The organism is Stenotrophomonas sp. YJH_SMC_64, from assembly GCF_059371375.1.
The window spans coordinates 195,364-215,865 of the sequence record NZ_JCAFUN010000003.1; the positions used below are offsets into that span (position 1 = coordinate 195,364).

The 20,502-nt window shown below is 67.7% G+C and carries 16 protein-coding genes and 1 pseudogene; 12 read left to right on the forward strand and 5 right to left on the reverse strand.

The genetic code is table 11. The annotated features are described in order from the left end of the window. Nucleotides 1-101 precede the first annotated feature (101 nt). Nucleotides 102-3,458, reverse strand: coding sequence for an autotransporter domain-containing protein (locus AC5P9L_RS04165; RefSeq protein WP_043034585.1), 3,357 nt, complete (start codon nt 3,456-3,458; stop codon nt 102-104). Nucleotides 3,459-3,646: 188 nt separating this feature from the next. Here AC5P9L_RS04165 and AC5P9L_RS04170 point away from each other — a divergent pair, with 188 nt between their 5' ends. Together AC5P9L_RS04170 and AC5P9L_RS04175 are read left to right on the forward strand one after the other, a co-directional pair. Continuing rightward, nucleotides 3,647-3,847: a hypothetical protein gene (locus tag AC5P9L_RS04170; RefSeq protein WP_005411162.1), complete on the forward strand. Its 201-nt coding sequence runs from the start codon at nt 3,647-3,649 to the stop codon at nt 3,845-3,847. A 157-nt stretch (nt 3,848-4,004) separates the two neighbouring features. Then, a complete protein-coding gene (locus AC5P9L_RS04175; protein WP_005411161.1) occupies nt 4,005-4,355 on the forward strand; it encodes a VOC family protein in 351 nt (116 codons plus the stop codon). Between the two features lie 15 nt (nt 4,356-4,370). On the opposite strand, the gene AC5P9L_RS04180 is transcribed toward AC5P9L_RS04175, so the two are convergent. Then, complete coding sequence (locus tag AC5P9L_RS04180; RefSeq protein WP_005414565.1) at nt 4,371-5,000, reverse strand: TetR/AcrR family transcriptional regulator; 630 nt, start codon at nt 4,998-5,000, stop codon at nt 4,371-4,373. Between the two features lie 126 nt (nt 5,001-5,126). Here AC5P9L_RS04180 and AC5P9L_RS04185 point away from each other — a divergent pair, with 126 nt between their 5' ends. Further along, the gene (locus AC5P9L_RS04185) at nt 5,127-6,599 is read left to right on the forward strand and encodes an MFS transporter (protein ID WP_043034586.1); all 1,473 of its coding nucleotides are present in this window, start codon (nt 5,127-5,129) and stop codon (nt 6,597-6,599) included. Nucleotides 6,600-6,609: 10 nt separating this feature from the next. Here the strand turns inward: AC5P9L_RS04185 and AC5P9L_RS04190 are convergent, their stop codons facing one another. Beyond that, nucleotides 6,610-6,915 (reverse strand): KGG domain-containing protein, encoded by a 306-nt coding sequence (locus tag AC5P9L_RS04190; protein WP_005411158.1) that lies wholly within the window; start codon nt 6,913-6,915, stop codon nt 6,610-6,612. A gap of 121 nt (nt 6,916-7,036) precedes the next feature. On the opposite strand from AC5P9L_RS04190, the pseudogene AC5P9L_RS04195 reads away from it, so the two are divergent. From AC5P9L_RS04195 to AC5P9L_RS04205, 3 genes and pseudogenes are all read left to right on the forward strand, one after another. Then, nucleotides 7,037-7,317: pseudogene (locus AC5P9L_RS04195) on the forward strand (S41 family peptidase); the annotation flags it as partial. 98 nt (nt 7,318-7,415) lie between these two features. Then, entirely contained in the window at nt 7,416-8,309 is an 894-nt protein-coding gene (locus AC5P9L_RS04200) for an NAD-dependent epimerase/dehydratase family protein (RefSeq protein WP_043034587.1), read from the forward strand. A gap of 209 nt (nt 8,310-8,518) precedes the next feature. Beyond that, nucleotides 8,519-11,050 carry a methyl-accepting chemotaxis protein gene (locus AC5P9L_RS04205; RefSeq protein ID WP_043034588.1) on the forward strand — a complete coding sequence of 844 codons (2,532 nt, stop codon included), beginning with the start codon at nt 8,519-8,521 and terminating at the stop codon, nt 11,048-11,050. A gap of 77 nt (nt 11,051-11,127) precedes the next feature. On the opposite strand, the gene AC5P9L_RS04210 is transcribed toward AC5P9L_RS04205, so the two are convergent. Next, nucleotides 11,128-11,514 (reverse strand): DUF2628 domain-containing protein, encoded by a 387-nt coding sequence (locus AC5P9L_RS04210; protein ID WP_024957921.1) that lies wholly within the window; start codon nt 11,512-11,514, stop codon nt 11,128-11,130. A gap of 216 nt (nt 11,515-11,730) precedes the next feature. On the opposite strand from AC5P9L_RS04210, the gene AC5P9L_RS04215 reads away from it, so the two are divergent. Next, complete coding sequence (locus AC5P9L_RS04215) at nt 11,731-11,904, forward strand: hypothetical protein (protein WP_005411154.1); 174 nt, start codon at nt 11,731-11,733, stop codon at nt 11,902-11,904. A gap of 60 nt (nt 11,905-11,964) precedes the next feature. Here AC5P9L_RS04215 and AC5P9L_RS04220 read toward each other — a convergent pair whose 3' ends face one another. After that, a complete protein-coding gene (locus tag AC5P9L_RS04220) occupies nt 11,965-14,010 on the reverse strand; it encodes a TonB-dependent receptor domain-containing protein (RefSeq protein ID WP_495230542.1) in 2,046 nt (681 codons plus the stop codon). 495 nt (nt 14,011-14,505) lie between these two features. Here AC5P9L_RS04220 and mdoH point away from each other — a divergent pair, with 495 nt between their 5' ends. The 5 genes from mdoH (at nt 14,506) to hemC (ending at nt 20,415) form a co-directional block, all read left to right on the forward strand. Continuing rightward, entirely contained in the window at nt 14,506-16,431 is a 1,926-nt protein-coding gene (mdoH, locus tag AC5P9L_RS04225) for a glucans biosynthesis glucosyltransferase MdoH (protein ID WP_005414555.1), read from the forward strand. 50 nt (nt 16,432-16,481) lie between these two features. After that, the gene (locus AC5P9L_RS04230) at nt 16,482-17,141 is read left to right on the forward strand and encodes an alpha/beta hydrolase (protein WP_012481332.1); all 660 of its coding nucleotides are present in this window, start codon (nt 16,482-16,484) and stop codon (nt 17,139-17,141) included. A 3-nt stretch (nt 17,142-17,144) separates the two neighbouring features. Beyond that, entirely contained in the window at nt 17,145-18,188 is a 1,044-nt protein-coding gene (locus AC5P9L_RS04235) for a sensor histidine kinase (protein WP_024957924.1), read from the forward strand. A 10-nt stretch (nt 18,189-18,198) separates the two neighbouring features. After that, nucleotides 18,199-18,930, forward strand: a complete 732-nt coding sequence (locus tag AC5P9L_RS04240) for a LytR/AlgR family response regulator transcription factor (protein ID WP_012481330.1) — start codon at nt 18,199-18,201, stop codon at nt 18,928-18,930. Nucleotides 18,931-19,503: 573 nt separating this feature from the next. Beyond that, entirely contained in the window at nt 19,504-20,415 is a 912-nt protein-coding gene (gene hemC, locus AC5P9L_RS04245) for a hydroxymethylbilane synthase (RefSeq protein WP_012481329.1), read from the forward strand. The last annotated feature ends 87 nt before the right edge of the window (nt 20,416-20,502 follow it).

Here is a 20,502-nt window from a genome sequence, read left to right on the forward strand (position 1 = left end):
TCCAGGACGCGATGATCCTGGGGTATCGCGCATGGCCTTGGGGCGTGAATAAAAAGGGGGGCGGCCCTGAGGCCGCCCCAAACCGTCAGGAGAACACGCGTCTAGAAGCGAACCGACCAGCGCATGTTGGCGCTGTGGTCGCGGCTTTCACTGCCGTACTGGCCGCTGTAACCCAGCTCCAGCTGCTGGCGCGGGGTCAGCCAGGCCGACAGCCCCAGCTCGGCCACAACGGCGCTGTCGGCAATCGGGGCGCCTTCGACCGCGAAGGTGGTGGTGCTGTTGGCGAATGCGAGGTCGGCCAGCTGGCTGCGGTCACCCGAGGCACGGCGGTAGCCCACGCCCCCATGCAGGTGCAGCCAGCTGTCCTGCTGGAACGATGCCTTCAGGCCCTTGTCGAAGCGCAGGCCAGCGGTGGCGATCGTGGTGCCGGTGTCGTCCACCTTGCCGTACAGGGCGGCTGCACCACCGCGCTCGTTGATCTGCTTCAGGTCCACCTCCACGCGCGCGACCTGCAGGTAGGGTTCCAGCCCGGCCTCCGGACCACCAAAGCGGTAGCCGGCTTCGATGAAGGCCTGGCGGGTATGCGCGTTGTAGCGGGCGCTCAGGCTGTCGCTGAACCCTGCGAAGTCGACATCGCGGGTGCTCTTCACCTTGTGCTTGCTCCAGGCGACGCCGCCACGCAGGCCGAGGCCGCCCCAGTTGTGACTGGCATATGCACCGAAGTGGGTGTTGTCGATCTTCGACTTGGCACGAAGCGCCTGCTGCTTGACGTCGGTGCGGCCGGTGCCAGCCAGCACGCCGACCTGCCAGCCAGAGAACTCGTGGTCGATACCGGCCAGCAGGCCGTTGCTGTTGGCTTCGGTGCGGGCGGTATTGCTGTTGCCGTCCAGCCTGCTGTTGCCGCCCAGAGCCTGCACCCAGGCGCCGGTGGCGTCGCCCGCATCGGCGCCTGGCGCGACTGCACCTGCACGGCGGGACAGCGCGGCATCGCGTACGTAGCGGCTGCCTTCCACCAGTGCGAGCGGCGTGGCTGCGTGCAGTTCGCCGCTGAGGGCGTCGAGCACGCCGCCGACCTGCTGCGGGAACAGCTGGGTCAGCGGCTTGGGCAGGCCCTGGTTGATTGCCAGCAGGTCCGCCGCGGCGGCCACCGCGCGCTGGTTCGGGGTGGTGGCGGCGCTGGCCAGCGAGGCACCGCGTGCCACGTCGATACGGGTGCCATTGGTGCCGTAGGCGAGGCTGAACTGCAGGAACGGCGAGAACGCGCTGAAGTCGGTTTTCGCGAACTGGCCGTTGATGCCACCGTCGGCGCGGATGAAGTTGAACTGCTCGCCGAGATAGTAGATGCCTGGTTCCGGCAACGCGACCAGCGTGCCGCCGAGGGTGGCGGTACCGGTCACGTGCAACTGGTCGCTGTGCCCGCCAGGCGCGAGTTCGGCGGCGTAGACGCCGGTCGCGCCCTGCACGTAGTCGCCGTTGATGGTCAGCGTGCCGATCGAATTGCCGGGCGCGATGGTGCCGTCCACTCGGGTGCTGCCCAACGTGCCGATACCCTTCAGCAGGCCGTTGCTGCCGACCGTGGTGGTGCCGCCGGTCTGCATGCCATTGAAGGACACCACGCCGCCATTGACGGTCAGGTTCCCGTCCTTCAGAACGCCGCTGGCGCTGACCGTGCTGACGCCACCGGTGGTGGTGAGTGCGGTGGAGACCAGGCTGCCGTTGAGCAGGAACCGGCCGCCTTGCACATCGACCGCCGAGGTGAGGGTGTTGCTGCCGTTCAACTCCAGCGTGCCCTCGCGCAGCACCGCGCCGTTGAAGCTGTTGTCGCCGCTCAGGCGCAGCCAACCGATGCCGGATTTGGTCAGCGTGCCGGGGCCGCCGATGTCATTGGTCCAGTCGTCCCAGGCATCGCCCTCCCACACCTTCAGGCCGCCGGCCCTCTGGTTCATCACCACGTTGGTATCCACGCGCAGCGAGCCATAGCCCTCGATGGCCCTGCGCAGGTCAACCATGCCCCAGCCGTAGATCGGGTCGACGCCTGCCGCACCGAGATCGCGCGCGGTGGTCAGCAGGACGTCGCGCACCTGGGCGTTGTCCAGGTAGGGGAAGCGCTCCATCAACAGGCCGAGTGCGCCGGTGATATGGGGGGCGGCCATGGACGTGCCGGTCTTCAGGCCGTAGTCGTACGTGGGATTCTGGCTGTCGATGAGAAGACGGACGTAGTCTGCGGTCTTCTCCAGCCGTCCCTGGATGTCACCGGAAACGATGGTGCTGAGGATTGCCGTGCCGGGTGCGGAAATGCACCAGTTGGCGGCAGCGCCACAGATGCTCGAGCCTGCGTTGATCACGTAGTCGGTTTCACCATTGGCTGTATTGGGCTGGCGAACGTTGGCGACGGCCAGCCAGTAGGGCTCGATCTCCGGCTTCCAGCGCGGCAGGGCCGCGGTGATACCGGCGACGGCGCCGCTGCCATTGCCGGCCGACCAGACCTGGATCAACTGCGAAGCGGGCGCGTTCGCACTGTCCTTGTAGATGCTTCCGTATACGTCGTAGCCGGCACCGATGCGTGCGTACTGGGCATCCAGTGCGGCCACGGTCATGTTGCGGGTGGAGATGCCCCAGCTGTGATTGATGGCACGCACGCCTTGTGCCTGCAGCTGCGCGTACATGTCCAGCCTTGCGGCACCATCGGGATCCGTCCGTTCCACGGCTTCAGGCAGGTAGCCTCCGCTCGCCTGGCGCCTCCATTCGTAGTAAGTGTCACCAAATACACGGGCGGTCGTCAGATCGGCACCGAAGGCGACGCCGTGCATCCCCGTGCCATTGCGGTTGGCGCCAATGGTTCCGAGGACATGCGTGCCGTGATCGGCATAGCGGAAACCCCATTCACGGCCTGCGGCAATGATGTTGGCCTGCAGGGAAGCAGGCACGCCCGCGCCGAGCGTGTAGTAGTTGATACCCGGTTGATCACCCTGTGTCTGGCTGCACGCGCCGGTACCGCCGACGGTTCCCGGTGACGCACAGTTCGGGCCGATGGTGATGCTGGAGGTGTTGCGGCCGGCGAATTCGGGGTGAGCCAGTGCCGAGCCGGTGTCGAACAGCGCCAGGCGCACGCCCTTGCCGGTCAGGCCGCGGGCATACGCGTGGTCGGCCCCCATCGCACCCAGGCCCCAGTCGGCGTTGAATTCATCGCTGCGCCAGCTGGCGGCATCGCCCGGAATGCCGAGCAGGGCGGTGGCGGTTGCCGCGGGCGTGGCGGCCGTCGATGCTGCAGGCGCGCTGACGGCGGGCTGTGCCCACGCCGCCTGCAGCTGGCGCTGTTGCTGCCATGCGTCGAGCGCCTCGCCGGCCATGGCGGGCGCGGCAGCGGCAAGCAACAGAGAGCTGGACACGGCCAGCGCGAGGCGGCTGTGCAGCGGGGAGCGGGAGTGGGACGAACGGCCGTGCAGCGGGTGATTCATCGGGCAACTTCCTTGGTGGACGGGCAACAAGGCCGTTAACGCCAATCCGTGGCGACATCCCCCATGCATGTGAAAGGAAAATTGTGAACAGGTTAAGTGTGCGTGACAGTGGGCTTCACTTCGTCTCCCCGTGTCCTCGCTAACGTGGGCCGGCCTGGGCTCACCAGGCTTATCAAGGAGTGATGGCGATGCGTGTTGTCAGGAAGGTGATCGCAGTGGCGGTATTCGCGTTGGCGTGTACCGGTTCGGTGGCAGTGGCAGGGCCGGTCGAGCCCTGCGACCAGCCGTGCTGGCGGGCTTATCAGATGTGCCTGGCCAGTGGCACCGATGCCGGTGAATGCCAGCAGGCGTACAACACCTGCGTGGTCGATCTGTGCATGGGCGTGTGAGTCGCGCCGTTTGAGCCGTACGCGGAGCCCCCGTCATCGACGGGGCTCTTCTGTTCCAGCGATCGCCTCAGGTGGCGATGCGGGCATCTGGCCTGAGCCCGCTTGCGGGCCATGCACGCAGCGGCGAGGATGTGAAATCGCACCGGAGCCGCTGCACATGGCCGTCAAACGCATTGTCGCCAACATCGCCACGCCCGACCCGGCGCGTGCCGCAGCGTTCTATGGCGGGCTGCTGGGCATGCCGGTGGTGATGGATCATGGCTGGATCGTCACCCATGGCGGGCAGGGCAGTGCGCTGGCGCAGGTGAGCTTTGCCAGCGAAGGGGGTTCCGGCACCGCGGTGCCCGATCTGTCGATCGAAGTGGACGACCTGCAGCAGGTGCTGGAGCGCATGCACGCGGCCGGCATCCCGCTGGAGTATGGCCCTGCCGACGAGCCGTGGGGAGTGCGTCGTTTCTTCGTCCGCGACCCGTTCGGGCGGCTGTTGAACATTCTCGCCCACACCTGAGCGGGAAGCGTTGCGTCAGCGGCGTCTGCCGCTGCGCGTCGGCGCTGCCGGAACGCCGACCATGCGCAGGCAATCCGCTTCCACAGCGGCGATGAAGGCATCGGCATCCTGTGCGGGTGTGGCGATCAGGTCGTCGGTGGCACCGTGCACGCCGGCATAGATCAACGAGGCGGTGACCTGTGGAGCAGGCAGCTGCCACAGTCCGGCTGCGTTGCCCGCTTCGAGGATGCCCAGCAGCTGCTGCTGGATCGCATTGCGCTCGGCATTGCCCCGCTGGTGGTGGTGATGGTTGGCGTACACCACGTCATGCAACGCGTGGGTGCGCGCGTAGATCTCGATGTTGGCGCGGATCCAGGCGCGCAGGCGCGCTGCGCCATCACCGGCAGGGTGCTGCTGCACTGCCTGCTCGACCTCGTCCATGAACTGCCGCGTGTAGCGCTGCGCCAGCGCCTGCAGGATCTCGGTGCGGGAGGCGAAATAGGTATAGAAAGTGCCCTTGGCCACGTCGGCCGCGGCGACGATGTCGCTGATGGTGGTGGCGTCCACACCCTGCGAAAGGAACAACGCCTGCGCGGCGTCCATCAGTTCCTCCTGGCGGGTTTCGGCGGGCTTGGTGCGAGGCCTGGCGACAGCTGGGGTCTGCATGGTGGGCGGTATCCGGGTGTGACGGACGCCATTCTAGCTGCCCCTTCGCACTGACTGACCGCCGGTCATTGACCGACGGTCAGTCAGTGGATAGGATGCGCGCACATCCTCCCCCCGGATCCACGCATGAGACGCCTCCAACGGCCCGCCCTGGTGCTGGCGGCCTACCTCGGTACATTTCTCGCTTCGCTGGACATCAGCATCGTCAACGTGGCCCTGCCAACCCTGCAGCAGGCGCTGCAGACCGACATGGCGGGCCTGCAATGGGTGATCAACGCCTATGCGATCGCACTGTCGGCGCTGATGCTGTCGGCCGGTCCGTTGGGGGATCGCTACGGTCATCGGCGGATGTGGCTGCTGAGCGTCGCCACCTTCACCATGGGCTCGCTGCTGTGCGCCTGCGCCAACGACCTTTCGACCCTGGTCGCCGGGCGCGCGGTGCAGGGCGTGGCAGGTGCGCTGTTGATTCCCAGTGCGATGCCGATCCTGAGTCACGCATTTCCCGATCCGGGCCAGCGTGCACGCGTGATCGGTGGCTGGTCCGCCTTCAGCGCGCTGGCCCTGGTGCTTGGCCCGTTGCTCGGCGGTGCGCTGGTGCAGCGGGCCGGCTGGCCCAGCATCTTCCTGATCAACCTGCCTTTGGGGCTGCTGGCGTTTGTGCTTGGCGCCTGGAGTATCGCCGAGCGACGGCACCCGCAGCACGCCGCGCTGGATCCGGCCGGGCAGCTGCTCAGCATCGGTGCACTGGGCGCGCTGTGCTATGGCCTGATCGCGATCGGCGAGCAGGGCCTGCTGGCCCCGGTGACGCTTCTGGCGCTGGGCGCCGCAATTGCGGGGCTGATCCTGTTCGGCATCGTCGAGCGGCGGGTGGCACGGCCACTGCTGCCGCTGGACCTGTTCGCCGACGGTCGCTTCCGCATGCTCAACCTGGCCTCGTTCGTGCTGGGCTTCACCGCCTACGCGAGCCTGTTCTTCCTGTCGCTTTTCTTCCAGCAGGCACAGGGGCACAGCGCCGCGCTGGCAGGCTCGCAGCTGGCTCCCCAGTTCCTGTTGATGGGTGTTGTCTCGCTGTTGTTCGGGCGCCTGGTTGCCCGCCTCGGGCTGCATGCCGCGCTGGTGCTGGGCTACCTCCTGGCCGGTGTGGCGCTATGCGCAATGGCCACGTTCGAACCGGCTACTTCGCGCGCTCATGCCACTGCCGTGCTGATGCTGCTTGGCATTGGAATGGGGCTGGCAGTGCCAGCGACCGGCATGGCGATCATGGCCAACGCACCGGCCGAACGCGCAGGTATCGCGTCAGCCACGATGAACGCGCTGCGCCAGGCAGGCATGAGCCTGGGCATCGCGCTGATGGGCAGCCTGATGGGCCAGCGTGCCGTACAGCAGTTCACCGCCTGCGCACAGGCCGCAGGGCAGCAGCGGCTTGTTGCGCAGGCGCGTGAACTGATCCTGCACCCGGGCTCGATGCACGCCACGCCGCAGGTGCTGACCTGGTACCGCAGTGCGATGGCCAGTGGGTTCGGTTGGGCGATGGCGGTGGCGGGTGCGCTGGCCCTGCTTGCGGCGCTTGGGCTGCATCGGCAGCGTGCATCGGCTTGACGCGCAGCATTCAGCCCTGCTGGCGTTGCGGGTCCTCTGTCGTGCGTTCGATCGCCTGAGGCTGTTGTTGCTGCTGGCGCGCGTTGGCGTGGCGTGCGTGTCCACCTTCGCGTCCGATCGTGGCCATGTGCTGGCGGTCGCGGCTGATCGCTTCGCCGCCCTTGCGGCCTGCGACACGTGCTTCGGCCGGACTGAATTCGTGCGCATTGCCGGAGGCATGTGCCGCGCGCCCGCCCTTGGCGGCGATCGCGCGCTGTTTGTCCTGGTCCATCGAGGCGAAGCCCCGGTTGGAGCTGCGCGGGTTCTGCTCAGTCATGTGAAATCTCCTGCAGTGTGGACGCCGCCTTCGTGGACGACGGCGTCCATGCTTGGCCATCGCACGCTAAGTCCAGGTCGCCATCTTCGCCCCGGTTTTCACGCGCCCTGCGCACCGGGATGATCACGCAGCCGGCCCGGCGGCCGCATTCGTCGCGTATTCACTGCCGGCCCTCGGATGTGCGGCAACGCCGGCGGCCGCAGTGGCGGTGCCGCACATATGTTCGATGATCCTGTGCTGCTGCCCGATGGCTATCAGATAAACGTTCCGGACCGGCAACCGATCAAACTGCGCACCGGTGGCAACTGCTAACGGACCGGTGTCGCGCCCCACGCGGCAGGCGGCAACGATCCACTCTCCATCGCGCGTCAACTGCTGGCTCCGCCGAAGTCGTCAGGATGAACGCACAGTTGCGCGGTCGTCCTATCGCAGATGTTCCGTTGCATGCCTAGAATCGAAGCATCCCGGTAGTTCCCGGGCGCTTCGAGTGAATGGACTCAATGAAGATTTTGTTGACCGGCAGTTCCGGGCGGATCGGGCGCGCGATCTTCGGCGCGCTGGCGGCTGCCCATGAAGTGGTGGGTCTGGACCGCAGTCCGTTTGCCACCACGCGCATCATTGCCGATGTCACCGATCATCAAGCCGTCGTGCGCGCGGTGCAGGGCGTCGACGCGGTCATCCATACCGCGGCCCTGCATGCGCCACACGTCGGCCTGGTACCGGACGCGGTGTTCCAGCAGATCAACGTGGACGCGACTGCGCACCTGCTGCAGGCGGCGCGAGAGGCAGGCGCGCGGCGGTTCGTGTTGACCAGTACCACCGCGCTGTACGGCCACGCGGTGGTGGCAGGGGGATGCCGCTGGATCGATGAGGATACCGAGCCGCTGCCGCGAACGATCTACCACCGCAGCAAGCTGCAGGCCGAGGCCCTGGCTGAAGCTGCCGCCGCACCGGACTTCGGGGTGCGCGTGCTGCGGATGGGGCGCTGCTTCCCGGAACCGCCGGAACGGATGGCGATGTTCCGGTTGCATCGTGGGATCGACGCCCGTGACGTGGCCAGTGCCCATGCCGCGCTGCTGCTGGATGAGGGGCCGGCCTTCGCCCGCTACATCGCCTGCGCCGCGACCCCGTTCCGGCGCGAGGATTGCCTGGAACTGGCCTCCCAGCCGCGCAATGTACTGGCCCGGCGCGTACCGCAGCTGCTGGCCGAGTTCGAGCGCCGCGGCTGGCCATTGCCGCTGAGCGTCGACCGCGTCTACGACAGCGCCCGCATCCGCAGGGAGCTGGGGTGGCAGCCGCGTTTCGGGCCGGACGCCGTGCTGCAGCAGTACGCCGCAGGCAGCATCGAGGTGTTGCCACGCGCGGAGTGGATCAAGGATCGGGTGGCCGAATAGGGGAAGCGGGGACGGATCCCTGTCCCGTCCCTGAGTGGATTCAGGAATGTGTAGGCCGGTCGCCTCAACCTCGTTGGCAGGCGGCCGCTAACCCGGTGCGCTTCCTGCGCCGGGCGGGTCCCGGCGGCCGGTGGCCTGCGCGACGGATCGCGCGCCTGCGCGGTGCCCTCCCGGTGCCGGTCGTCCTGAACTGCCTTGCGGACCCCTCCATGCCTTCTTCCCGTTCCGCCGCTGCCCGCCGCCCGGGCAGCATCGCCCACAAGCTGATGCTGGGCACCGCCGTCATCGCGCTGCTGTGCTTCGGCCTGACGGCGTTCCTGATCTATCGCCAGGCCAGTGCCAGCCTGATCGATGCCTCGCGCCAGACCATGACCAGCGAGGCCAACGCTGAAGCGCGCCAGGTCGCCGCCGATCTGGGCACGGCGTTTGCCAGCAACGATGCCATGGTCGAAGCCGTGCTCGCCCAGCGTGCGCGGGGTGACGTGCCCGATCGCGCCAGCCTGGCTGCCGTGCTGGGCGAGCAGCTGCGCACCCACCCGGAGTGGCTGGGCAAGAGCACCATGTGGGAGGCCGATGCCTTCGATGGCAAGGATGCCGAGTTCGCCAATACCGCGATGCACGATGCCAGCGGCCGCTACATGAGCTACTGGGCCTGGCATGACGGCAAGCCGCAGCAGTCGACCATGACCGACTACACCGAAGCCGCCGACGGCTCGGCCGACTGGTATGTGGTACCCAGCCGCGACAAGCTGCCCAAGGTCAGCGAGCCCTATGCCTACGACATCGCCGGCCAGCAGGTGCTGATGAGCACGTTGAGCTCGCCGATCGTCGAAAACGGTACCTTCCTCGGCGTGTTCACCGTCGACTTCTCGCTGGCGGCGCTGCAGAAGCACCTGGCGACGCTGACGCCGATGGGCGCAGGCCGCGTCGAGCTGCTTTCGCCCAACGGCGTGGTGCTGGCCTCGGCGAATGCCGCCGAGATCGGCAAGCCGCGCACCGACGCATTGACCCGCAGCATGCTGGCCGACATCGCCGCCGACCGCCGGTTCGAAGCCTTCACGCCCGATGCAGCCGGCAACGTGCGCGTCTACGTGCCGCTACGCGTGGGCAATGCCCCGCAGCGCTTCGCGCTGGGCGTGGTGATGCCGCACGCGGTGATCGTGGCCGAGGCGCGCCAGCTGCTGTGGTTGACGCTGCTGGTGGGCGTGGTGGCCGCGCTGACGCTGAGTGCCGGCGTCTATGTGCTGCTGCGCCGCCTGGCGATCCGCCCGTTGGCCGAAGCGGTGCGGGTGGCGGGTGACGTCGCCGCCGGCAAGCTCGACAGCACCTTGCCTGCGCGCAGCAACGATGAAGTGGGCCGCCTGCTGGACGCGATGCAGGGCATGCGCGGGCAGCTGCAGGCGGTGATGGCGGCGCAGGCGGAAATGGCGCGCCGCCACGATGCTGGCGAGCTGAGCTACCGCATGGACGCCACTGCCTTCCCCGGCGAGTACGGCCGCATGGTGGCCGACAGCAACCAGCTGGTGGCTTCCAGCAATGCGGTCACCCAGCGCCTGGTCGAGGTGATGCAGCGTTACGCGGTGGGTGACCTCAGCGTGGACATGGAAGCGCTGCCGGGCGAGAAGGCGGTGTTCACCGCAGCGATGGCCACCACCAAGAGCAACCTGGCCGCGATCAACGAGCAGATCCAGCAGCTGGCCGCCGCCGCGGCGGCCGGCGACTTCGCTGTACGCGGTGATGCCCAGCGCTTCGACCACGATTTCCGCCGCATGGTGGAGACCCTCAACATCATGATGCAGGTCAGCGATCACAACCTGGCTGAGCTTTCGACGCTGCTTCGCGCGATTGCCGCCGGCGACCTCAGCGCACGCATGCGCGGTGATTTCCATGGCGTGTTCGCGGTGATGCGCGACGATGCCAACAGCACCGTGCAGCAGTTGACCCAGATCGTCGGCCAGATCCAGCAGTCGGCCGCCAGCATCCGCCTGGCGGCGGGTGAGATCGCTGCGGGCAACAGCGATCTCTCGCGTCGTACCGAGCAGCAGGCCGCCAACCTCGAAGAAACCGCCGCCTCGATGGAGGAGCTGACCTCCACCGTGCGCCAGAACGCCGACCACGCGCTGCAGGCCAATACCCTGGCAGGATCCGCCGCTGACGTTGCCAGCGAGGGCGGGGAAGTGGTCAACCAGGTGGTGCAGACCATGGAGCAGATCGAGGCCTCCTCGCAGCGCATCGCCGAGATCATTTCGGTGATCGACGGCATCGCCTTCCAGACCAACATCCTGGCGTTGAATGCGGCGGTGGAAGCGGCGCGGGCCGGTGAGCAGGGCCGCGGCTTCGCGGTGGTCGCCAGCGAAGTGCGCGCGCTGGCGCAACGCTCGGCGGGCGCAGCGAAGGAGATCAAGGAACTGATCGACGCATCCGTGGCGCAGGTCGGTGCCGGTGCGCAGCTGGTGCACGGTGCGGGCCGTACCATGCAGGCCATCGTCGGCCAGGTGGGGCGCGTCAACGAGATCATGGCCGAGATCTCGGCTGCGTCGCGCGAACAGTCCGCCGGCATCGAGCAGGTCAACCAGACCGTGGTGCAGATGGATGAGACCACCCAGCAGAATGCCGCGCTGGTGGAGGAAGCCAGCGCCGCGGCGCGGGCTATGGAGGAGCAGGCCGAGCAGCTGGCCGTGGCGGTCTCGCGCTTCCGCCTGCAGGCCGAACCGGAGGCCATGGCCCGCCGCGCGGCCTGATCCCGGAAACGAAGACGCCCGGCGGGGGCCGGGCGTCGGTTGCATCCTTGCCGCGCATCCTGCGCAGGTCTGATGGCTCAGAACATTCCTTCAAACGGGTTCCAGCTGGTACGTCCTTCCACCTTCTCCAGGTAGTAGCTGTAGTTGGTGCTGGAGGCGACCAGCAGGTTCATGGCGATGAACAGCATGCGCCCGACGACGTCCGGAAGGAACATGGTGATGATGGCCAGCGCGATGTTGATGCCGATCACCACCAGTGCCTTGCGCCACATGCCAAGAATCAGCAGGTAGATGGCACCGAAGAACAACGCGAAGAAGTTCAGGTTGATCTTCAGGCGGTCACCAAAGGACAGCGCCTTCCAGGCCTGCTTGAAGCCGGGGTTCTTGGGGGCGCCGTGCTGGCGGAAGAAGTTGAAGCGGAACTGCCACTTCGGGCTGAACTGGGACAGGTCAGTGGTATTCATTGGGGGAGACATCCCTGTGAGAAAACGTTTTCATGATAGGACAAGTCCTATTCAGGATCCAAGCGTCACCGTCAAAAATGTGACGCCTGCCTTGTTCCGGCTGCTGCGGCAGGGGCGCGCACCGTCACCCGCCCGCCTTGTTTTTAGGATAGGGTGCGCAGTTCCGCTGCCGCACCAGCTGAATCCGTGCGGCGGCGGGATGTCCATGGAGGTTGCATGACCACACCTGCTACACCGGAAAACGCACCGGGACCGGTGCTCCTGCCGACACCTGAAGTGGTGCAGGCACAACAGCTGCTCGCACGCCAGCAACTGGCGGTGGCGATGGACCGTGCACGCACGGCGGCTACGCAGAGCGCGGCGCCCGCCGCCGCATTGGAAAGCGAGTAATCCGCAACACCGCCGATCGCGCTGGCCCGTCGCCAGCGCGATCGCGGCGGACGCTCTTGGTCAGAACCGCGCGGTCATGCTGAGGAAGTAGCTGCGCCCGGCCACGAAGTAATCGGTGGAGCCTTCCGCATACAGCTTCTTGTCGGCCGGGTTGCTGACGCCGCCACGCAGGGTCAGTACCTCATTGACGTTCCAGGCGGCGGTCAGGTCATACAGCGTGTAGGCCTTGAGGAAGGTCGTCGCCGTGCCGGCCTGCCTGCCGGTGTACTGCGCCGACAGGCTGCTGGAAAACACCGCGTCGGGCGTCCAGTCCAGCGACGAATAGCCCGAGAATTCGGGGGTATCGATCAGGTTGCGGCCGGTGGTCAGGTTCCTGGCTTCCTTCATCCATGTCGCCGAGGTGCGCCAGCGCCAGTGCTCGCCGAAGCGGACATTGAAGCTGCCTTCCATGCCGCTGGTGCGTGCGCGCTGCACGTTGCTCATCCGCGTCCACCAGATGCCGTTGAACCTGCCCAGCGGTGCGTACTCGATCTTGTTCCTGAAGTCGGTGTGGAAGTAGGTCAGGCCGGCATCGACCAGATCGTTGTCGAAGCTGATGCCGATTTCGCGGTTGGTGCTGGTTTCCGGGTCCAGGTCCGGGTTGCCGGCCATGTAGCAGCCGCCGCGGGTATAGCCCAGCGGAATCAGCGAGGTGCAGCCACGGCCACCGGACTGGGTGGCGGCGCTGGCGGAGTTCTCGGTCAGGCTGGGGGCGCGGAAGCCCTTGGAAACGCCACCGCGGATGGTCCATTGCTCGGCCGGATGCCAGACCAGGTAGGCGCGCGGGCTGACGTGGCCACCGAACGTCTCATGGTGGTCCAGGCGCGCGCCCAGGGTCAGTGCCAGGGTGCGGTGCAGCTTCACTTCGTCTTCGACGAACAGGGCCCAGGTATCCACTTCCAGATCGGAGCCGCTGACGGCATTGCCGGCATAGTCGATCGGCGCGCGGCCGATGGTGTCGGTGTTGGTCAGCTCCTGGCGCTTCCACTGGCCGCCCACGGCGAACTGGTGTTCAACGCCGAGGGTGAACGGCGTGGTCAGGCTGCCCTCGATGATCGTATCGGTGGCTTCGGAACGGCCGGTAGCACCGATGTCGTTCCTGTACTCGGTCCAGTACGCACTGATCTTCGAATTGCCGAAGCTCCACTTGCCATCGTGGTTGAGCGCCAGCGAGCTGCGCTTGAGTTCGCTGGCACCCCAGGCGCCTTCATCCTGCTTTTCCAGCGAAGCGTCGATGAAGGCCTGCTGCACGCCATGGCCGGCTTCGAGCGACAGTTCCTGCGCGTCGCTCAGTTTCCACTGCAGCAGCGCATCGACATTGCGGTCCTTCTCGCCTGCATACGCGTTGCCGTAGACACCACCATTGGAGCGATCCGAATCGCGGCGCATGCTGTTGGCACCGATGCGCAGGCCGAAGCGCTCGCCGAGCGGGCCGGAGAACGTCGCGCCGATCTGCTGGGTGTCGCCGCGCTTGCCGTCGCCCGGGCGGGTATAGCTGTGGGTGGCGCTGCCGCTCCAGTCATCACCGATGCGCCGGGTGATGATGTTGATCACGCCGCCCATGGCGTCGGAGCCATACAGCGACGACATCGGTCCGCGCACCACTTCGATGCGCTCGATCTGGTCGGGCGAGATCCAGTTCAGGTCCTGGCGGCCCAGGTCCGGCCGGTAGTTGGTCGAGGCCGAGCTGCCCATGCGCTTGCCGTCCACCAGCACCAGCGTGTAGTTCGACGGCATGCCGCGCAGCTTGATCTTGGACTGCTCGCCAACCGCACTGAGGCCACCGGTCACGCCGGGCACGCGGCTGAGCAGGGTGGCCAGGTCGTGCACCGGCTGGCGCGCGATGTCCTCGCGGCTGATCACGCTGATGCTGGCCGGCGCATCCTTGATCCATTGCTGGTTGCCCGAGGCGGTGACCACCACGGTATCCAGGTCCTTGGTGGAGGCATCGGCGCTGGCCTCTGCAGCGGCCACGCCGGGCAGGGCCAGCAGGCAGGCGGTGGCCAGGGCACTGGCCAGGCGGGTGCGCGGCAGGCGCGCGGAACGGGAGCGGAACGGCTGGGACATGACGGCTTCCATCGAATGAGGGGGGACCGGATGGAAGCAGCGGGCACACGCAGACAAGCAGGCAGGCCCCCTTCCATGGGTCGTAGGGCGCACGGTTCGGGCCGGCGCAGCTGGGTGGGTCTCGGCCGTACGGAAGACGGCGACCTGCCTGGTTAATGAAATGATAACCGTTCGCGTTTGTTACGATCCAGTACCCGGTGCCACGAAGCGACATTCCGCTGCGCGGTCCGCCATCGCCTGCTGTTTGCTGAATGGGGATAAATCCCGGCGTAGACCTTCGCACTCGGCTTACATCCGGCGCCCTAGACTGGGCCGCATTTTCGATTCCGCCCCGTTGGAGATCGTGTGGGTTCCGGTAGTGACAGACAGCGACTGTGCGGCCAAGGGCCGGTACAGCCAGGACAAGTGCGGGCGCCGGGAAGGCGCGCCGGGAACCTTCGCGCATGCAGCCCGGCCGGGACGGCCGGCCATGCCGATCGTGGGGAGTAAGCGGTGATGGGGGGTCAAACCATCCACGCGGAAGCGGATGCGCCCCGGCTCGACGCCGGCTGGGCGCTGCTGCCGGCCGAATCTCCGCTGCCGATGCCCGAACAGACCCTGCGCGAAGGCAAGCTGAAGGTCCGTCGGCACCGTACCTCGCCACGCCTGATCGGCCTGCGCCGGTTCTACATCTTCGGCGGCACCCTGGCCATGACCGCCATCGCCACCCGCATGATGTGGCGGGTGCTGTCGGCCAATGGCATCAGCGTGCTGGAAGCCTGCCTGCTGGTGCTGTTCGTCGGCCTGTTTGCCTGGATCGCGCTGTCCTTCGCCAGCGCCGTGGCCGGCTTCCTGACCGCCGTGTTCGACCGTGGCTATCGCCTTGGCATCGACCCGGACAAGCCGCTGCCGACCGTGCACAGCCGCACCGCGCTGCTGATGCCGACCTACAACGAGGATCCGCGCCGACTGCTGGCGGGCCTGCAGGCGATCTACGAGTCGGTGGCCGCCACCGGCCAGCTCGAACGCTTCGACTTCTTCGTGCTCAGCGATACCCGGCGCGAGGACATCGCACGCGCCGAGGAGCAGGTATTCGCCGAACTGCGCGAGCGCGTGCCGGACGGCCAGACGCGGCTGTTCTACCGCCGCCGTGGCGACAACAGCGGGCGCAAGGCCGGCAACATCGCCGACTGGGTGCGCCGCTTCGGTGGCGCTTACCCGCAGATGCTGATCCTGGACGCCGACAGCCTGATGACCGGCGACAGCATCGTGCGCCTGGTGGCCGGCATGGAACACAACGCCGATGTCGGCCTGATCCAGACCCTGCCCTCGGTGATCGGTGGCCGCACCCTGTTCGCACGCATGCAGCAGTTCGGCGGTCGCGTGTACGGCCCGGTGATTGCCCGTGGCGTGGCCTGGTGGCATGGCGCCGAGAGCAACTACTGGGGCCACAACGCCATCATCCGCACCCGTGCCTTCGCCGACCACGCCGGCTTGCCAGCGCTGCCGGGGCGCAAGCCGTTCGGCGGCCACGTGCTCAGCCACGATTTCGTCGAAGCGGCGCTGATGCGCCGTGGCGGCTGGGCCGCGCACATGGTGCCGTACCTGGGGGGCAGCTACGAAGAAGGCCCGCCGACCCTGACCGACCTGCTGGTGCGCGACCGTCGCTGGTGCCAGGGCAACCTGCAGCACGGCAAGGTGGTCGGCAGCCGTGGCCTGCACTGGATCAGCCGCACTCACATGCTGATCGGCATCGGCCATTACTTCACCGCGCCGATGTGGGCGATGCTGATGCTGATCGGCATTGCGATCCCGCTGTTCCAGGAAGGCATCGATTTCAACGCCCTGCTGCACCTGTCACCCAGCGTGTACTGGCGGGCCCAGGACGAGGAGCAGGTGGTGCGCCTGTTCGCCGCCACCATGGCGGTGCTGCTGCTGCCCAAGGTGCTGGGCTATCTGGCGATGCTGCTGGACCCTGTCGACCGCCGCGGTTGCGGCGGTGCGATCCGTGCGTTCGTGTCGATGCTGGTGGAGACCGTGCTGGCCGCACTGATGGCACCGGTGGTGATGTACGTGCAGTCGCGCGGCGTGGCCGAAGTGCTGTCCGGCCGCGATTCCGGCTGGGACGCACAGCAGCGTGACGATGGTGGCATCTCGTGGATGGCCTTGATCCGTGGCTACGGCGGGCTGGGTGTGTTTGGTGCGTTCATGGGTGTGCTGGCGTGGGCGGTGTCGCCGTCGCTGGCAGCCTGGATGGCGCCGGTGGTGATCGGCATGGTGCTGGCCGTTCCGGTGGTGGCGCTGACCTCCTCGCGCGGCCCGGGTGCCTTCCTGCATCGCCTCGGCCTGCTCGACATCCCCGAAGAGAACATTCCGCCACCGGTGCTGGTGCGCGCCGCGCAGCTGCGCCGGGAAGCCGCCGAGCAACCGCCGCTGTACTGATGGCCCTGCACCAGCGGCATAATGCGGCTCGAACTTGAAGGAGCCGCATCATGCTGCAAACGGTGGAACAGGAAACCGGCGCCTCGCCACAGTGGTCGGTAATCTGGCTGCACGGGCTTGGCGCCGACGGCCACGACTTCGCGCCGATCGTGCCGGAACTGGTGCGTCCGCACTGGCCGGCGCTGCGCTTCGTGTTCCCGCACGCACCGGTGCGGCCGATCACGATCAACAACGGCGTGCCGATGCGCGGCTGGTACGACATCGTCGGAATGGACTTCCGGTCGCGTGCCGACATGGCCGGCGTGCAGGAGTCGGTGCTGCAGCTGGACGCGCTGATCGCACGTGAGATCGAGCGCGGCGTCGCGCCGGAGAAGATCTTCCTGGCCGGCTTCTCGCAGGGCGGGGCGATCATCCTCACCGCTGCACTGTCGCGCACCGCGCCACTGGCCGGCCTGATCGCACTGTCCACTTACCTGCCGGAAGCCGAGAGCGCCAGGCGCGTTGACGGTGCGGTGCAGGTGCCGGCGTTCATGGCCCATGGCAGCAGCGACCCGGTGATTCCGCAGGCGGTGGCCGTACACAGCGCGCAGGCCCTGCAGGCGCTGGGCCTGGAGGTGGAGTGGCACAGCTATCCGATGGCCCACCAGGTCTGCGCCGAAGAGATCCAGGCGCTGGGTGACTGGCTGCAGGAACGGTTGGGCGCTGCCTGAGCCATGCCCCCGGCCAGCACATCGCCGTGGATGCCGGAACTGTGCCGCCTGCCGCGGCTGGCGGCGATGCTCGGCCTGGCCCAGCTGGTGGTGGTGGTGCTGGCGCTGGCGCCCGATGGCAGCCGCCACTGGACCTTCGGCGAGCTGCTGTCGGCCAGCGGCTTCGCGCTGTGGCTGGCGCTGGCGGTGACCGCCAGCCTGTGCCTCCTGCGGCAGGCTCTGTCGAGGCTGCCGCCGGTGCTGGGCGCTGTCGCGGCGATCGTGCTGGCGACCCTGATCGCGGTGGTCTGTGCCGGCATCGTGCATGCACTGTACGCGGTACTGGGCGACAACTTCGCCCGCGGCATCAGCTTCTGGCGCTTCACCCTGGGCAGTGCGGCAACCACGGCACTGATCGCCGCGCTTGCCCTGCGCTACTTCTATGTGAGCGATCGCTGGGCCGCGCAGGTGCAGGCCAACGCGCGTGCCCAGGCCGACGCGCTGCAGGCGCGGATCCGGCCGCACTTCCTGTTCAACAGCATGAACCTGATTGCCAGCCTGCTGCATCGCGATCCGGCGGTGGCCGAACGCGCGGTGCTGGATCTGTCCGATCTGTTCCGTGCTGCCCTGGGCGCGGGCGAGGGCGACTCCACCCTGCGTGACGAATGCGAGCTGGCCGAGCGCTATCTGTCGATAGAGTCGCTGCGCCTCGGCGAGCGTCTGCAGGTGCGCTGGCAGCGCGATGAGCCGCTGCCGTGGGACCTGCCACTGCCGAGGCTGGTACTGCAGCCGCTGGTGGAAAACGCAGTGCTGCATGGCATTTCGCGGCTGCCCGAGGGCGGCACCATCGAATTGCAGCTGGTGCGCGAGGGCAAGGAGCTGCAGATCTGCGTGCGCAATCCCGCACCCGATCCGCAGGCGCCGGGGTTGGCGCTGGCGCGTGGTGCCGGCCATGCCCAGCACAGCATCGCTCATCGGCTGGCCTGGCGCTTCGGCGCCGCCGCGCGGATGACGGCTGGCTGGAGCGAGGGCTACTATGCCTGCCAGGTGACAGTGCCGATCCAGTGAGGGGACGACCGTGAGGGTAGTCATCGCCGATGACGAACCGCTGGCGCGGGAACGCCTGCGCAGCCTGCTGGCGGCGCAGGACGGGGTGGACGTGGTGGCCGAGGCCGGGAACGGCGAGCAGGCCCTGCATGCGTGCGCGGAGCTGCAGCCGGACCTGGTCCTGCTGGATATCGCCATGCCCGGGCTGGACGGCCTGGAAGCCGCCCGCCACCTGGCCAGCTTCGAGCCGCGCCCGGCGGTGGTGTTCTGCACGGCTTATGACGCGCATGCGCTGTCGGCGTTCGAGGCGGCGGCCATCGATTACCTGATGAAGCCGGTCCGCGCCGAGCGCCTTGCCGCAGCGATCGCACGTGCACGCACGTTCCTGGCCGGCCGCGATGGCCAGCCGCAGGACAGCGGCGGGCAGCAGGCCCGCAGCATGCTGTGCGCACGCCTGCGTGGCAGCCTGCGGCTGATCCCGCTGGACGACATCCACTACCTGCAGGCGGAAGAGAAGTACGTGGTGGTGCACCATGCGCGCGGCGAGGACCTGATCGAGGAGTCGCTGAAGTCGCTGGAGGAAGAGTTCGCCAGCCGCTTCATCCGCATCCATCGCAACTGCCTGGTGGCGCGCCACGAGCTGGTGGAGCTGCGTCGAGGCACGGGTGGTCAAGTGCAGGCGGTGCTGCGGCATGGCAAGCAGCCGCTGGAAGTCAGCCGCCGCTGCGTGGCGACGCTGAAGCAGGAACTGCGGCATCTGTGAGTGGTCCGCGCGGCCTGCGGCCGCGACTGCTTACGAGCAACGTCTGGAGCAACGGCAACTGCAACTGCAACGGCAACTGCAACGGCGGTTGGTCGGCTCGTTGGTGCTACGTACTGGGTCGGGCCGGGGTGGGGTGGCGGGACACGCTGCAAGTACATCCCTGTAGCTCGATGGCGCCATCCATGGCGCCAACGGTCCCGCCACCCCACCCCGGCCCAACCCTCTCGTTTTTCCCGCGTCGGACGGCAAAGGCATTGTTGTTATCGGGTGGGGAAAGAGGGGTCAGATCCCTTTTCCTGCGGAAAAGGGATCTGACCCCGGAAGCAATCGGCTTTTGATTCTTTCTTTTGATCTTCCGTGGCTGATGCACACGGAAACTGTCAGAGGCCGGGCGGGGCGGGTTCGCGGGGGTGTCCGCGGCATGGATGCCGCGGCCAAGCCTCCACGGACGGATTCACGGCGTCCCCCGCGAACCCGCCCCGCCCGGCCTAGTGCAATGATCCAGCAGTTCGCTCCAGCCACGAGGGGCTCCGCCGTTGGCCGTATCCGCGCCGGAGGCGCGATAATGACCGGATGGAAACCGTCCGCATCGCCACCCGCAAGAGCCCGCTCGCCCTCTGGCAGAGCGAACACGTCGCCGACCGCCTGCGCCAGGCCCATCCCGGCTTGCATGTGGAACTGGTGCCGATGAGCACCCGCGGCGACGAAGTGCTCGACCGTTCGCTGGCCGCCATCGGTGGCAAGGGCCTGTTCCTGAAGGAGCTGGAGCTGGCCATGCTGCGCGGTGAGGCCGACTGCGCGGTGCACTCGCTGAAGGACGTGCCGATGGAACTGGACCCGCCGTTCGCGTTGCCGGCAATGCTGACCCGCCACGATCCCGCCGATGGCTTCGTCTCCAACCTGTACGCCTCGCTGGACGCGCTGCCGATCGGTGCGCGGGTCGGGACCTCGTCGCTGCGTCGCCAGGCGCAGCTGCGCGCGCTGCGACCGGACCTGGAACTGCTCGACCTGCGCGGTAACGTCAACACCCGGCTGGCCAAACTCGACAACGGTGGCTACGACGCCATCGTGCTGGCCGTGGCCGGCCTGGAGCGTCTGGGTCTGGGCGAGCGCATCGTCGCGCGCCTGCAACCGCCGCAGTGGCTGCCGGCCCCGGCGCAGGGCGCGGTGGCGGTGGAGTGCGATGGTGGCAATGCGCGTCTGATGGCGTTGTTCGCCCCGCTTGATGACGCGGCCACGCGTGCCTGCGTGGAAGCCGAGCGGGCGATGAACCGTGCGTTGCATGGCAGCTGCCACGTGCCGGTGGCGGCCATCGCGCAGTGGCAGGGCGATGACCTGCACCTGCAGGGCCTGGTTGGCAGCGCCAGCGACGGCCGTGCGGTGCGCGCCGAAGCCGTGGGCCCCGCCAATGACCCGGAAGGCCTGGGCCAGCGCGTGGCGAAGCTGCTGCTGGACGATGGCGCCGGCGAACTGCTGAACGTCTGAGCCACCGCGGGTAGTGCCGGCCGCTGGCCGGCAACCTCGTGCCCCAGTTGAATGCAGTTGCCGGCCAGCGGCCGGCACTACCGGAAG